Source organism: Aquimarina muelleri DSM 19832, from assembly GCF_000430665.1.
Lineage (GTDB): Bacteria > Bacteroidota > Bacteroidia > Flavobacteriales > Flavobacteriaceae > Aquimarina > Aquimarina muelleri.
Genome location: NZ_AUML01000004.1, coordinates 141,318 through 156,689, shown reverse-complemented (window position 1 = coordinate 156,689; position 15,372 = coordinate 141,318). Strand labels below are relative to the sequence as shown.

The 15,372-nt window shown below is 31.9% G+C and carries 13 protein-coding genes; 10 read left to right on the top strand and 3 right to left on the bottom strand.

The window, feature by feature from the left end; translation table 11 throughout:
- Nucleotides 1–33: 33 nt before the first annotated feature.
- The 4 genes from H527_RS0103955 (at nucleotide 34) to H527_RS0103940 (ending at nucleotide 2,996) form a co-directional block, all read left to right on the top strand.
- Nucleotides 34–885, top strand: a complete 852-nt coding sequence (locus H527_RS0103955; protein WP_027411503.1) for an OmpH/Skp family outer membrane protein — start codon at nucleotides 34–36, stop codon at nucleotides 883–885.
- Between the two features lie 39 nt (nucleotides 886–924).
- Nucleotides 925–1,434, top strand: a complete 510-nt coding sequence (locus tag H527_RS0103950) for an OmpH/Skp family outer membrane protein (protein WP_027411502.1) — start codon at nucleotides 925–927, stop codon at nucleotides 1,432–1,434.
- Nucleotides 1,435–1,525: 91 nt separating this feature from the next.
- Nucleotides 1,526–2,317 carry a glutamate racemase gene (gene murI / locus H527_RS0103945; RefSeq protein WP_027411501.1) on the top strand — a complete coding sequence of 264 codons (792 nt, stop codon included), beginning with the start codon at nucleotides 1,526–1,528 and terminating at the stop codon, nucleotides 2,315–2,317.
- A gap of 133 nt (nucleotides 2,318–2,450) precedes the next feature.
- Nucleotides 2,451–2,996 (top strand): lipocalin family protein, encoded by a 546-nt coding sequence (locus H527_RS0103940; RefSeq protein ID WP_155837800.1) that lies wholly within the window; start codon nucleotides 2,451–2,453, stop codon nucleotides 2,994–2,996.
- Between the two features lie 18 nt (nucleotides 2,997–3,014).
- Here H527_RS0103940 and H527_RS0103935 read toward each other — a convergent pair whose 3' ends face one another.
- The gene (locus tag H527_RS0103935) at nucleotides 3,015–3,746 is read right to left on the bottom strand and encodes a LytR/AlgR family response regulator transcription factor (protein WP_027411499.1); all 732 of its coding nucleotides are present in this window, start codon (nucleotides 3,744–3,746) and stop codon (nucleotides 3,015–3,017) included.
- Nucleotides 3,747–5,951, bottom strand: a complete 2,205-nt coding sequence (locus tag H527_RS0103930; protein WP_027411498.1) for a tetratricopeptide repeat-containing sensor histidine kinase — start codon at nucleotides 5,949–5,951, stop codon at nucleotides 3,747–3,749.
- 219 nt (nucleotides 5,952–6,170) lie between these two features.
- On the opposite strand from H527_RS0103930, the gene H527_RS0103920 reads away from it, so the two are divergent.
- The 3 genes from H527_RS0103920 (at nucleotide 6,171) to H527_RS24530 (ending at nucleotide 10,203) form a co-directional block, all read left to right on the top strand.
- Entirely contained in the window at nucleotides 6,171–7,343 is a 1,173-nt protein-coding gene (locus H527_RS0103920) for a vWA domain-containing protein (RefSeq protein WP_035087337.1), read from the top strand.
- A gap of 47 nt (nucleotides 7,344–7,390) precedes the next feature.
- Nucleotides 7,391–7,903, top strand: coding sequence for a rhodanese-like domain-containing protein (locus H527_RS0103915; RefSeq protein WP_051316620.1), 513 nt, complete (start codon nucleotides 7,391–7,393; stop codon nucleotides 7,901–7,903).
- Nucleotides 7,904–8,604: 701 nt separating this feature from the next.
- A complete protein-coding gene (locus tag H527_RS24530) occupies nucleotides 8,605–10,203 on the top strand; it encodes a lytic polysaccharide monooxygenase (protein WP_051316619.1) in 1,599 nt (532 codons plus the stop codon).
- A gap of 108 nt (nucleotides 10,204–10,311) precedes the next feature.
- Here H527_RS24530 and H527_RS0103905 read toward each other — a convergent pair whose 3' ends face one another.
- On the bottom strand, nucleotides 10,312–11,334 hold the full coding sequence (locus tag H527_RS0103905) for a PorP/SprF family type IX secretion system membrane protein (protein ID WP_027411495.1): 1,023 nt from the start codon (nucleotides 11,332–11,334) through the stop codon (nucleotides 10,312–10,314).
- A gap of 248 nt (nucleotides 11,335–11,582) precedes the next feature.
- Between H527_RS0103905 and H527_RS0103900 the strand changes: the two genes are divergently transcribed.
- The 3 genes from H527_RS0103900 (at nucleotide 11,583) to H527_RS0103885 (ending at nucleotide 15,363) form a co-directional block, all read left to right on the top strand.
- Complete coding sequence (locus tag H527_RS0103900) at nucleotides 11,583–12,491, top strand: NifU family protein (RefSeq protein ID WP_027411494.1); 909 nt, start codon at nucleotides 11,583–11,585, stop codon at nucleotides 12,489–12,491.
- Between the two features lie 302 nt (nucleotides 12,492–12,793).
- Complete coding sequence (locus H527_RS0103895; RefSeq protein ID WP_027411493.1) at nucleotides 12,794–13,627, top strand: AraC family transcriptional regulator; 834 nt, start codon at nucleotides 12,794–12,796, stop codon at nucleotides 13,625–13,627.
- A gap of 455 nt (nucleotides 13,628–14,082) precedes the next feature.
- Nucleotides 14,083–15,363 carry a serine hydroxymethyltransferase gene (locus H527_RS0103885; RefSeq protein WP_027411491.1) on the top strand — a complete coding sequence of 427 codons (1,281 nt, stop codon included), beginning with the start codon at nucleotides 14,083–14,085 and terminating at the stop codon, nucleotides 15,361–15,363.
- The last annotated feature ends 9 nt before the right edge of the window (nucleotides 15,364–15,372 follow it).

Sequence of the window (15,372 nt, the reverse complement as noted above, 5' to 3'; positions counted from 1 at the left end):
TTTGGCACGATTATTTCAATATACACACAAATTATGAAAACAAAGGGTCTTTTACTAGTTGCAGCAATAAGTTGTTTATTTTTCACAAACCTAACACAAGCACAAAAAGGTATTAGGATTGGCTATATCGACATGGATTATATTCTAGAAAATGTTCCAGAATATAACGAAGCTTCTGGAGCGCTTGAAACCAAAGTACAAAAATGGAAAGTAGAGATAGAAGCAGAACTAAAAGATGTTGAAGAAATGCGCAAAGAGCTTAATAATGAAAGAGTCCTATTAACCAAAGAACTAATTGAAGAAAAAGAAGAAGATATATTTTTTAAAGAAAAAGAAATATTAGAATATCAACAAAAACGATTTGGTCCAAATGGAGATTTATTTATTCAGAAAAAAAGGCTAGTTCAACCGGTACAAGATCAAGTTTTTGTCGCAGTTCAAGAAATTGCAAAAAACAAAAAATATGATTTTATTTTTGATAAATCTGCCGATTTGGTAATGTTATATTCTGCAGATCGATTTGATATAAGTGATCAGGTATTACTTAGAATAACTAGAGCTTCTAAAAGAAAACAACTAAATAGTAAAAAAGAAAAGAAAGCTCTCGAAAGAGATGAAGACAGAAATGTAGAGCAAGAAAAAGAAATTACAGACAGAGAAAGAGAAACACAAAAAAGACTATCTGAAAGAGAACAACTTCTAGAAGAACGCAAAGCGGAAAGAGATTCTATTAGAGCTGCAAAAAAGAAAGAATTTGAAGAAAGAAGAGCGAAATTATTAGAATTGCAAAAACGAAAAAGAGACTCTATCAATACATTAAAAGAAAAGAAAGAAAATTTAAAAAACAACGATTCTTCTGATTCGGGAATCAAAGAAGACAACTAAAAATTATAAATTTATAACACCCTTTAATATTACTTACAAATGAAACAGTTTAGAACATTACTAGTAGCTATTGCACTTACCATAGGAACCACAAGTTATATGAATGCTCAATCCAAAGTAGCACATATTGCATCGCAAGAGTTAGTAGAAACAATGCCTGCATTTAAAGCAGCAAAAAGTGAGATTGAAAAATTGAACAAAACTTATGATGCAGAAATTAGAAACATGGTGTTAGAGTTGCAAAATACAATGAAAAAATACCAATCTGAAGCTCCTACCAAAACAGAAGAGGAAAACGGAAAAAGAGCTCAAGAAGTACAGGCAACAGAAAAAAGTATCAACGATTACAGACAAAATGCACTTCAGGATCTTCAGAAAAAAGAAATCGAATTAATGAAGCCTATATATGAAAAAGCACGTACATCTATCCAAAAAGTAGCAAGAGCGCAAGGATTTGAATATGTACTAGATTCTACTACAGGTACAGGGGTAATTATGGCAGATGGTAAAAACCTTATGGCAGATGTTAAAAAAGACTTAGGAATCTAAATATCACTCCTAATCTTTTGTAAAAAATCAAAAACAGTGGGAAGTCTTCTCACTGTTTTTTTATTTTTGATAAATTATTAATTACTCTATAATGCTACAAAATCAACCTATAGGCATCTTTGATTCTGGTATTGGTGGCACCTCCATCTGGAAAGAAATCTCTCTGTTATTGCCAAATGAAGACACTATCTTTTTGGCAGATAGTAAATATGCTCCGTATGGCAAACGAAGTAAGGAAGAGATCACAGCCTTGAGCATTAAAAACACAAAAAAACTAGTAGACCTTAATTGTAAAATAATTATTATTGCTTGTAATACCGCGACTACAAATGCAATAAAGGTATTACGATCTAACTATAATATCCCCATCATTGGTATTGAACCAGCAATAAAACCAGCCGCTAGTAATACTAAAACAAAAAAAATAGGAGTTTTAGCTACAAAAGGAACTCTGTCCAGTGAGTTGTTTGCTAAAACATCTGATCTATATTCAAAAAACACAGAAATACTAGAAGTAGTAGGTGCTGGATTGGTAGAGCTTATAGAAGAAGGTAAAATAGATTCTAAAGAAATGTATAATCTACTAAATTCATATATAACTCCAATGCTAAAAGAGAATATAGATTATTTGGTTTTAGGGTGCACGCATTATCCATACCTCATCCCTATTTTAAAAAAAATGTTACCAGAACAAGTAACTATTATCGATTCTGGAGAAGCTGTTGCCAGACAAACCAAAACGATATTAACTTCAAATAATCTTTTATCCCAAAATAAAAAAAACGGAAAACACATTTTGTATACTAATGGTAATGTACAGGTGCTAGAAGAAATACTTAAAGGAAACACTACTGATTACACAGTAAAACAACTAAACTTCTAAAACGAATAACCTAAGGGGAAGCTCTCGAGATATGCTACCGAAAATATATTTTGTTTTCGAGGCAAGCCTTGGAGAATTAAACTCCACAATGTGGATTAAAAAACATATAAATGACCCAAATATTCTCTCTTTTATGAAAACAATACCTTGTCTGGCATTTACTTTTTTATTTGTCTTATTTTATAGCTGTAATAATCTGAAAAAACAGGATCTTCCTACAGAAACAACTTATGAAAATCTACAAATAGAAATTGAAAAACCAAAATACAGTAAACACCCTACTATAATTGGTGAATGGCGCTTAGATTCTGTCGTTTATACTAATAATGGTATTAAAAGTGGAGCTACATCCCCTTTTACAATAACAACGTGGTCATTTACGAATAATGGTGAATATATAGTAACAACCAAAGAAGATAAACTAAAATTAACACTACAAGATAAATCTCAAGTAACAGCACAAGCATCAAAACAGCAATTTCAAGGCAAATACCAACAAAAGGAGCAGGAGCTTATCACATTTATTATGGGAGGAAAAACCAAGTATCATATCAAAGAAAAATCGGATAGCTTATTACTATTACAATCTCAACGATGGCAAGTCCCTCCTATCTCTGAAAAAGATAAAGATAAGTTAGCTAAGCACTATTTTACTTTTATCAAGACACTACCAAATTAAAAGTTTGCGTAATAATTTTTACTTAAAATAATCCAACAACACTGCTTTTTTAGAAGAAGAAACGGCTAGTTCTTTGCCAGAAGAAAGCACTACGCTTCCTCCTTTTCCTTTTCTATATCGAACTATCTTACTAACATTCACCAAATAACTTTTATGTATTCTTAGAAAACCATGCGAGTTTAAAGATTCTTCAAAATACTTAAGAGTTTTGCTTACTAATTTTTGCCCTTTATTGAGATAAATTTTTGTGTAATTATCATCCGCTTCACAATACAAAATATCCAAAATCTGTAACACCTCAAAACCGTCTTGTTGCGGGATAGTAATCTTACCTTCAACAGTGGTTACTTTAGGCACCAGAACGGCATCTAAAAGCTTCTCTTCTTTTTTCTTTATATGAGTTACATGATCCACTGCTTTGATTAGATTATCTATAGCAATTGGTTTTAACAGGTAATAGGTAGCCTGTGCATTTAATGCATCTACTGCATAATGATCATAGGCAGTAACAAATACAATTTCAAAAGTACGATCAGGCACCTGCTCTAATAAATCAAAAGCATTACCATAAGGCATCTCTACATCCAAAAACAACATATCAGGAGTATTTGTTTTTAAGAGTTCTAATGTTTCTTGCACACTAGCTGCTTCTCCCAAAATAGTAACTGTCGTACAGTATTTAGCTAGATAATTTCTAAGGATTGCCCTGCTATTTACTTCATCATCTACTATAATTGCCGTTAAATTCATTTACTTGTCTTTCTTAAGCGTTAATTTTACTTTGGTTCCTTCGTTTTCTTCTAAATCTGAAATAAACACATCTACCTTATCTTTATACATGGTATTAAGGATTGCAATTCTTTTTTTAATATTGCCCATCCCTCTGGATTTTTGTAATTTCTGATTCAACGTTTTTAATTCTTTAGACTTTTTTCGTCCTATACCGTCATCCGTTATAGTAATCTCTATACTATCGTTGGTTATTTTTTGAAACCGTATAGATAACATCCCTTTTTCGGTTTTATAGCGTAATCCATGCCATACTGCATTTTCTACATATGGTTGTAGTAACATTGGCGGTATCATATATTCATTAATAGGAATTTCAGGATCTACCTCAACATTATATTCAAATTTATCTTGAAACCTAAAATGCTCCAATTGCACATATAACCGTAACAGTTCTATTTCTTTTTCTAACGGAATAAAATCTTCTTCGCTATTCTCTAGAACAGCTCGCATTAACAATGAAAAATCTGTTAAATATCGATTTGCTGTCCTTTCATCGCTTGTAGCAATAAATGTGTTTACTGAATTTAGAGCATTAAAAATAAAATGTGGATTCATTTGTGAACGTAGAGATTTTAATGCTAATAGATTATTTGCATATCGCTGTTGTTTCATGTTACGATACATTAAGTACGCCGCAAGAAGCAATAACATAGTTAATCCTATTAAAAAATAAATAATAATCTGCTGTCGTAAGCTTTGCTGATTCACCAGCTCCTGGGATGCAAATGCCAGTTCATATTTTGCTTCGTTTAGTTCCCTGTCCTTTTCGAGCGTTGCGATACGATTTGCTTTTTGTGTTAGCTCCCTGCTAAAACGGGCTGCTTGCGATATTTCCTGATCTTTTTGGATATATAGCTTATCAATAATAACTTCATATTCTTCAAAAGCCTCTGCGGCTTTTTTTAACTCTCCTTTTTCTCTATAAACTTCTCCTAGTTTTCTGGTAGCATCTTTTTGAACTATAAGATCATTTTTGGATTCTGCTTCTTTAATACTTTCTTCCAGATATGGAATAGCTTCATCATATGCCTGTTGCGCTGCAAATGCATTTGCTATTTTATAATTTTGTACTTGAGTTGTTAAAGAATTGTCTTGTTGTGCTGCAGGAGTATCGATTATCTCTTCAATATTTTCAATATCTTCAATTGCTTCTTTTCGCAATTGTATTTCTTTATCATAGCTATTGCTTTTATTATAAAAATCTGCTGCAACAGTTCTTTGTCGCGCAGATGTTTTTTTATCTTTTTGTTGCGCTAACTGCACCGAATTATCTAAATACCCTTCTGCTACAGTAATTTTACCTTGTTGCCTTAATACCTCGGCTAACTTAGAATTTAATAAGATTACAGCATCATCCAGATTGTTTTTTTGACTTATTGATAATGCTTTATTATAGTTTTCTATAGCTTTAGTATAGTTACGTAATCCTTTATAACTATCCCCTAAACCTTCATATATTGCAAGCTCTTGATTACTGTTTACTCTTGACTTTTGTAATTGACTAAAGGTTTGTAATGCAGATTGGTAATTTTTACTTTCTAATTGTGCTTTCCCTAATTTAACTTTTACCTCAGTACTATACTTGTTTTTAAGACTTGTAGCATAATTACTTTCTGCCAGATCTGGTTGCTGCCAATGTCTGTATATATCTGCTAATGTTTCAAATAGTTCTGCTTTTTTGTTATCTGATAAAGGATCATCATCCCTAATAGTTTCTAAAGCATTAGTAATATATTCTATACTTTTAGAAGCGTCTTTTTTTAAGGTTGTTTTTGCTGCCCTTAGGTTTTCCTGATATATAGATTCTTGTTTTTGTTTGGTAATCGATTTAGAACGAAAGGTATTAGGATTGTCTTTTACTTCTATATCTATTCTTTGTCCATCTTTAATAATATAGCGCACGGTAGTAAAACTATCGTGAGTAATTACAAGTTCATCTCCTATTTGGGCTTCGATTTTAAAATTTCCAAAAACATCTGTAGTAACTATTCCTTTTCCAGAGATAGTTACCTCTACATCTTTAATTGGTTTACGAGTACTTTTTTCTTTTACAGACCCTTTAATACTCATAGACTCTGACCGTCTCATTCTAGCATTTTCTTGCCCTAATACCAATATTGGCATAAGCAAAACAAATACTATTAACAAACTAACCTTCTTCATTATACAGAATTAAAACAAGGTAAACTTAATCCATTTACCCCGGATAATAAAATCCTTATTTCGGGATTATGTGATTTTATATCCATTTCACCACTCATAAAAGGCATTTTACTAATCAAAACCCCAAATACACTCATTTTCTATACCTGCTCCCTCATTTTAGATTTTTAATACTATAAGTTCTGCATAGTTTTATCCTGAATTTAAAAAAAGAAAATCATGAAGACATTTTTTATATGGAGCACATTCTGCCTACTTGCTACTATTTCTTGTAATGCAAATACAAAACCAGATTCTAAAATTGCTTTTAAAACTGAAAAAAGCCATTTGATTCATACTACCAAAACTGATCCTGATACTCGCAATATTCAAGTTGCCTTATTATTAGACACCAGTAATAGTATGGACGGTCTTATTGATCAGGCAAAAGCACAACTTTGGGAAATTGTAAATGAGCTATCCTATGCTAAATGCGGTCATCATAAAATAAAATTAGAGATTGCATTATACGAATATGGTAACGACGGTTTGCCATCGCAAGAAGGGTTTATACGACAAGTACTACCATTCTCTAATGATTTAGATGAAATATCAAAGGAACTTTTTGCCCTTACTACTAATGGAGGAAATGAGTATTGTGGTAAAGTGATTAATACTTCAATCAATCAACTAGGTTGGAAAAAAAATAACGATCATTTAAAATTAATTTTCATTGCAGGTAATGAACCGTTTACCCAAGGCCCATTAGATTATAAGGATGCTGCCACCGATGCTGCAGAAAAAGATATTACCATTAACACTATATTTTGTGGTAACTACCGCCAAGGTATTGACTCTATGTGGAAAGATGGCGCAGACATTACTAAAGGAGAGTATAGTGCTATCGACCATAACCGCGAAACAATACACATTGCAACCCCGTATGATGATGTGATTCTTGAACTTAACCGTAAATTAAACAGTACTTATATCTATTATGGTAATCAAGGTGCTCAAAAAAGAAAATTGCAAGCAGAACAGGATGCAAATGCACAATCCTATAGTTCTGCTAATGCGGTAAGCCGTACAGTAAGTAAAAGTTCTGGATTCTATAAAAACAAAAGTTGGGATCTTATTGATGCGGCAGAGGATGCATCTTTTGAAATAGAAGAAGTAGCAAAAGACAAATTACCCAAAGATCTTAAAGGAAAATCTAAAGCTGAGCTTAAAGAATATATCACAGAAAAAAGCACCGCTCGTAAGGAGATTCAAGAAAAAATTAAAGAAGTAAATAAAAAACGAGTGCAATATCTTAGAGATCACAGTAAAAAAGAGGATAATAATCTCGAAACTGCTTTACTTAATGCTATCAAAAAACAAGGAAGACAAAAATCATTTACTTGGGAAAACTAGATATCGTCTCCATCCTAGTTTAGATTTATCACAATAAACTGCAAAACATGAAAAGTATTATTAAAATAATTATTCTAATCCTTATGCCATTATCATTACAAGCGCAGCAAACAAAGAAACCTACAAAATCAAAAGTAGATTATGATTCTTTTCTCAAAATGTCTGAAGAGGTTTTAGAATACAGAAAAGAACGATTAATTACTTTAGATCTATTTTTGGAATACCTAAAAGATGAAAATACGATTTTATTAGATACTCGCTCTGAAGCTGCCTATAAAAAAAAGCATCTTAAAGGTGCCACCCATATAAATTTTTCTGACTTTACAGAAGGCAAACTAGCAAAGCAAATAGCTTCAAAACAAACACGTATTCTAATTTATTGTAATAACAATATAGATGGTGATCCTATTAATTTTGCTTCTAAAATGGCACCTCTGGCATTAAATATCCCTACATTCATTAATCTGTATGGATATGGTTATAAAAACATATATGAATTATCGTCTTTAGTCCCTATTAAAGATAATAGATTAACGTTTGAAGGTACTTATACAGAATAACTCTTATTTAAAAGATAGTTTGAAAAATAAAGATGTTTGCAAATTATGCAAGCATTTTTATTTTTTAATAAACTCACCGACTAATTTTCTTGAATTTATAACAAAACAATTACGGTCTCAAAACAAATTCATTAACATGTACGATCTTTGTCCATAGGATTAGTACTAATTCTCTATATAACTTCTCGTGTTTTATGCATAAATAATCAAACTGTATTTTCAGTAACACTAATATAACTTACCGAAATATTTTTCGTATTGGTAATCATCTTCAATACAATAAAAAAAATCTTACGCCTCTAAATTTAATCTTTTAGAAAAACGTATTAGAGATAGCATATTTTTGATCAGAAATACTGCATGTATATAAAAAATCTTAATATGTGGTTTATGACCATTTTAAGGCGCTAAAAACCATCTTTCCTCTTAATTTATCTTAAATATCCTTTTGTAGTCCTTATCTGTTTTTTAATCGATCAAAGAACTATAAAAGATTTTAATCTTTAAAAAAATCACTCTTAATTCTAGTTTCAATAGTATCTGAAATATGCATTTAAACAATATCCTATATAATAATTTGTATATTAATGAGTTAACTCATTAATATATAACTTTTAAATACCATTAAAACCATGTTAAAAAAAACAACAAACTCAGTAAATTTTAATATAATTAACTGTTCATGGCAGCGGTTGATTTGTATGACCTTATTTCTATCAGTAACTCTATCTGTTTTCCCCCATGGCACAGTAACATACCCCCCAAGTCGTATTTGGAATTGTTTTCAGGAAGGCCCTGAAAGTCCAGATTCTGCTTCTTGTATTGCAGCAGTAGCCTCTCATGGAACACAGGCATTATATGATTGGAATGAAATTAACCAAGCAAATGTAAATGGTAATCACAGACAATATATTATGGATGGAAATTTAGCTAGCGGTGGTAGGCCTGAGAAATATGGAGGTATGGATCAAGTTAGACCCGATTGGGTATCAACACTAGTTTCTCCGGGTCCACTTACAGTTACCTGGACAAATCATGCTCCTCATGCAACCGCTTATTATGAAGTGTATATTACCAAAGAAAGCTGGTCTCCTGATCAACCATTAACATGGGACAGTCTTGTACTTCTAGTACGAACACCTCCAAGTGGACCCGAAAGAATTGTTAACATCCCCGTAACGCTACCTGTTAGAACAGGTAAACATGTTATTTATAGTATCTGGCAACGATCTGATAGTGGAGAAGCATTTTATTCAGCTAGTGATATCCATTTTGATGGAGGGGGTTCTGACACACAAGCACCTTCTACCCCTACTGGTTTAGGTGCATCAAATACAACACAAACTACAGCTGATCTTTCTTGGAATGCTGCTACTGATAATGTAGGAGTAACTGGATATGATATATACCAAGGAGATACTGTTATTGCGTCTGTAAATGGTACTTCATATCAAATAACTGGATTAACAGCAAATACCTCATACCCTTTTAGAGTAAAAGCTAAGGATGCTGCAAACAACCAATCTGGCTTTAGTAATACCATAACTGTAACTACACTTGATACTGGAGGAGGTTCTGACACACAGGCACCTTCTATCCCTACTAATTTAGGTACATCAAATACTACACAAACTACCATCGATCTTTCTTGGAATGCCGCTACAGATAATGTAGGAGTAACAGGATACGATATATACCAAGAAAACACTTTTATCACTACTGTAAATAGCACTTCATATCAAGTAACTGGATTAACCCAAAACACCTCATATTCTTTCAGAGTAAAAGCTAAGGATGCTGCTGGTAATCAATCTGATTTTAGTAATATCGCAACTACAACTACACTTCCCGATATCGGAGGAGGAAACTGTGCAGGAATACCACAGTATGTAGTAGGCACCTCTTATAGTCAAGGTGAGGAAATACAAAATGCAGGAGGAAAATATACATGTAATATTCCAGGATGGTGTTCTTCTATAGGGGCTTGGGCTTATGCTCCAGGTACTGGCGTATACTGGCAACATGCCTGGTCAAAAACAGGAGATTGTAATTCAAAAGCATTATATTCTCTGTTTCCTACAGTAACAAAAGATGTTGTAAGCCTTATGATGAAGGCTGAAAGTACCTCATTGATAAAAATAAATCTATATGATTTTACTGGAAAATTAATGAATTCTCAAACATATCAAGGTAATCAAAAATCTATAACACAAGATTTATCTAAACTCAAAGAAGGGTTGTATATATTTAGAATATATATTGATGGTAAGGTATATACAGAGAGAATTATTAAAAAATAACCGTTAATTGTAAGGTAGTATTACACTATCTTTATAACTTAAAAAAAAGGAGGTCGTCTAAAAAATAGCTAGGCGACCTCTTTTTTAATACTTTTAATAGACTGTTGACTAGTTTTTTGAATTTATCGCAGGACAATTACAGTCCCATCTTTCTTTACGTTTTCCAAAATCATACCCCAAAGTAAGTTGATGAAAACCACCATTACTTAAAACCACAGAGTTAGATTGGTAACTATATGTATATCCTACCAACCATTTTTTATAATTCACTCCCAAAAAAGGAGTTATATATTGTAATTGCTGACTTTCTACGGTAGTTCCATCTCTAGAAAATTCTGCGCCATCCAAACTACGCCTATACGATAATCCTCCCCAAAGAGTTCCAAAATTAAACTCTCTGTATACCTTTAAATTTGCATCAACATTACTCTCTTGCGTCTCCTCTGTAACTTGATATAACATAGATGGCTCTAAACTCCACGGTGTATTACCTATTCCAAACAGGTATCCTAATGAAAAGATATATCTACGAAGATTATTAGATTCTTGTATCGGAGTATTATTATCAAAAATATCTCGGGTCGTTGGCAGAATATTTTTAACAGTAACATGTGCATACCACTCTAAATAATTATATGACAAGCCTGCATCTACATTATAATAAAAATCCTTTTGTACTCTATTTAAAATCATAGGATCTGGATCTGTAGGATCATCTAAACCTCTTAAATCTACATTAGATTGGATAAGACCAGCACTCATCCCAAAAGATAACATGTTTAAATCTGTTCTATCTCTAGAAAATAAAAGATGGTACGCATAGGTCAAATACATTCCTGTTTGAGAAAACCTACCATTCTCATCTTTATAAATAATCCCCCCTAAACCCGATTTTTCACCAGATCTAAAATTAACATTTAACGTTTGTAAATTAGGTGCATTATTTACATCAAACCACTGTTTTCTAGCCGTAAGTCTTATTTTATTTGCATTAGATGCACCAGCCATAGCGGGATGTACTAAATATAAATTATCAGAAAGATAATCTGAGTATACAGGAATTCCTTCTTGTGAGAAAACAAAAGAAGATGACAATACTAAAAATACTACACAAAAATTTTTTAAGTTCATTTGGGTTCTATTATTTATGGGGCTAAATAGAATTTGTGAATCTAACAAAACTATTAAAAACAGTATGTAATGTAAGATTTCATTACTTTCCTAAAAACAAATCATTGTTTATCAATAGTTCCAAAGATATAAATTTTTGTCAGAATACCAGATTTACGTATGCTACAAGATTAATTAAAAAATATTTCCATTGTATTTATAATACAGATATAGCGCTCCTTTTTTGTAAATTTGCTAAAAATTAGTACATGGAAAAGAATTTTGAAATAAAAATAGAAGCCACTTCGAATCCTGGTATTGTTAAGTTTGAAGCCAATTTCTTTTTAACACAACACACCAGTTACGAATTTGAGAATATAGATCAGGCCAAAAACTCTCCTTTGGCACAACAATTATTTTACTTGCCATTTGTAAAAAAAGTATATATAGCACAAAATTTTGTAGCCATCGATAAATATGACATTGTAGAATGGGCTGATGTTCAGGAAGAAATTGCTGAACAGATAAAAGAATATCTTAATAGTGGCACCCCTGTTATTAATGAAACAGAATCTACTACAAAAAAAGTACCTATTACTATATATGCCGAAAGCACACCTAACCCTGCTGTTCTTAAATTTGTTGCCAATAAAAAATTGGTTACTGCTGGGCATGAGTTTAAAAACATTGATGATGCTAAACAAGCGCCAATAGCACAAGAACTATTTCATTTTCCTTTTGTTAAAGAAGTATATATTGATGAAAATTATATTTCTATCAGCAAGTACGATATGGCAGATTGGAATGATATTACTTTAGAAATAAGAGAGTTTTTACGTAACTATTTAGAACAAGGCAAAGAGGTTTTATCTGCTAATGCTACCATATCAAAAAACACTGTAGAAAAACAAGCAGATGCTGAGTTTGAAAAACTAGATGATGTTTCTAAAGACATCATTAATATCATCGATGAATATATTAAACCTGCCGTAGCTAGCGACGGTGGAAACATACTTTTTGACTCTTATGATCCAAATAGCAAAATAGTAAAAGTAGTTTTACAAGGTGCCTGTAGTGGTTGCCCTTCTTCTACTTTTACATTAAAAAATGGAATCGAAAACATGTTAAAAGAAATGCTAAAAGATAAAATAGAATCTGTAGAGGCTATAAATGGCTAATAATAACAAACAGATAAGAACAACCTTTAAATTATTATCCCAGACTTGCTCTGGGATTTTTTTTAAACCCATAATGTTTACTATAGATACACATCTACGTAAATAGTTAAATATTCACCTATAAAATTAAGGGTTATTGCAAAAAACAAAAAGAAGAATTTTAAAACATATGTTTTTTAATACTTTTGATACTAAATAATATGTAAAACCAGTATATATTAGCAACATATAAAAATACTTTTAAAAAGTAATTGTCTAGGATGGGATAAAAAATACCATTTCAAAGTAAATTCCAAAAAATAATGCATGACAAAAAAAAACATAATCATGTTCAGCATTTTATAAATAACACTTTGGATAACTTAGAGTTATTTAAGGGGTCTTTTACGTCTCATAAATTCAAACCACATTTTCATGAGAGCTACACCATAATTTTTATGGATTATGGAGTCGGAGATTACTCTAATGACTCTTCTAACTTTATTTTATCTACAGGTTCCATACTTATTTTCAACCCTTATGAAGTACATACAGGAAAACCTGTAAATAATTCTCCCTGGAATTTTCTTACCATGTATATTCCAATAGAAATTATGAAAAAAGCTATGGATACCCTTAATTTACCCATAGAACTACCTGTTTTTAAAGAAAACATAATAAACAATAAAAATTTATTTAAAAAAGGTAAAGCTGTATTTCCTGATTTAATATACAAACAACACCATCCTAAATCAGAGTCTTTACTTCTGGATTTTCTTAAAGAGCTTATTGTTCGATATGCCTACACCGAGATACATAACGAACCTATTTCAGAAAAATTTACTGCAGCAAAACAGATCAAAGAGTATATACACACACATTATCTGGAAGAGGTATCTACAAATGATCTTTCTAATTTAACTGGTATTTCAGAATATGGGCTAATAAAATCTTTCAAACAACATTATCAATTACCACCTCACCAATATTTAGTAAATCTACGAATAGAAAAAGCCAAAAAGTTATTGGCCGAAAGATTATCTGCTACAGAAGTTGCTTATCAATCTGGTTTCTTTGATCAAAGTCATTTTACTCGGCACTTTAAAAAAATAATAGGCATGACTCCCAAACAATTTGCAAATAAAATTATTATTTGATGCTAATTCTGGTAAAGATTTTAGATCGCCATTGCTTCAAAACATGTTTTGCTTATTTTTAGTATATACACTTTATTATTCAATCCTCATTCTATTTCTTATAATCTGTAATCCAAATTCTATTATACTTTGGCATACAACTAATATAATCTAAAAATACCATATTCAATCTTCTAATTTCTGACAAAAAGACTCTTTAAAACGAGCTCGAAAAGCTTAGAAACACTTCGGTACTCATTAGAACCTTCACTATATAACCCATGTCCTTTAAGAGCTAAATTAGCATAAAACAGCACAAATATATCCTTGCAATTTTGTACTATTTTTTCAAATTTATTCTCCGCAATTTGCAACTATTAATTTTTGGTTTGGTGCATTCAAATCCTAAAAAATTCAAAAAAATAATAGTCAAACCCTATACATCTCATTTTGGATGTATTATCAAAAAACAACCTATGATACAAGATATTCAGGATAAAGAAATAAAAAATCTTATCGCAGAAGAAACAGAACGTCAGGAAAATGGTATTGAACTTATTGCGTCAGAAAATTTTACTTCGAAACAAGTAATGGCAGCCATGGGTTCTTCTCTTACTAATAAATATGCAGAAGGTCTTCCTGGTAAAAGATATTATGGTGGCTGTGAAGTGGTAGATAAAGTAGAAACCCTTGCTATAAACAGAGCTGCAAAGTTATTTGGTGCAGAATGGGTAAATGTACAACCACACTCTGGTGCACAGGCAAATGCTGCAGTAATGCTTGCTTGTCTAAATGCCGGAGATAAAATTTTAGGTTTTGACTTATCGCATGGGGGGCATCTTACCCATGGATCTCCTGTAAATTTTTCAGGAAAACTATACCAACCAAGTTTTTATGGTGTAGAAAAAGAAACAGGTTTAATTAACTGGGACACTGTTGCAGAAACTGCAGAAAGAGAACAACCAAAACTTATTGTTTGTGGTGCCTCTGCCTATAGTCGTGATTGGGATTATAAAAGATTAAGAGCTATAGCAGATAAGGTTGGAGCTTTATTATTAGCAGATATTTCTCATCCAGCAGGATTAATTGCAAAAGGGTTATTAAACGATCCTTTACCACATTGCCATATCGTGACCACTACTACCCATAAAACATTAAGAGGTCCTAGAGGTGGAATGATTATGATGGGTAAAGATTTTGAAAACCCTTGGGGACATACTACCAAAAAAGGAGATCTTAAAATGATGTCTAACATATTAGATATGGGTGTTTTTCCAGGAACACAAGGAGGGCCTTTAGAGCATGTTATTGCGGCAAAAGCCGTTGCTTTTGGAGAAGCTTTAACCGATGATTATACCATATATGCAGAACAAGTTGTAAAAAATGCCAAAGCTATGTGTACTGCTTTAATCGAAAGAGGATACGAAATCATCTCTAACGGAACTGATAACCATATGGCACTTATCGATCTAAGATCCAAAAATCTTACTGGCAAACTAGCCGAAAATACCTTAATAAAAGCCGATATAACCATTAACAAAAATATGGTTCCTTTTGATGATAAATCTCCTTTTGTAACTTCAGGAATGCGCTTAGGAACATCTGCTATTACCACCAGAGGGATGAAAGAGGAAGATATGTATACCATGGTTGGTTTTATAGATGACGTATTATCTAATCACGATAATGACTCTAAAATAGCAACTATCAAAAAAGAAGTAAATAACTGGATGGTGAATTTTCCATTATATAAATAAATTAACGGG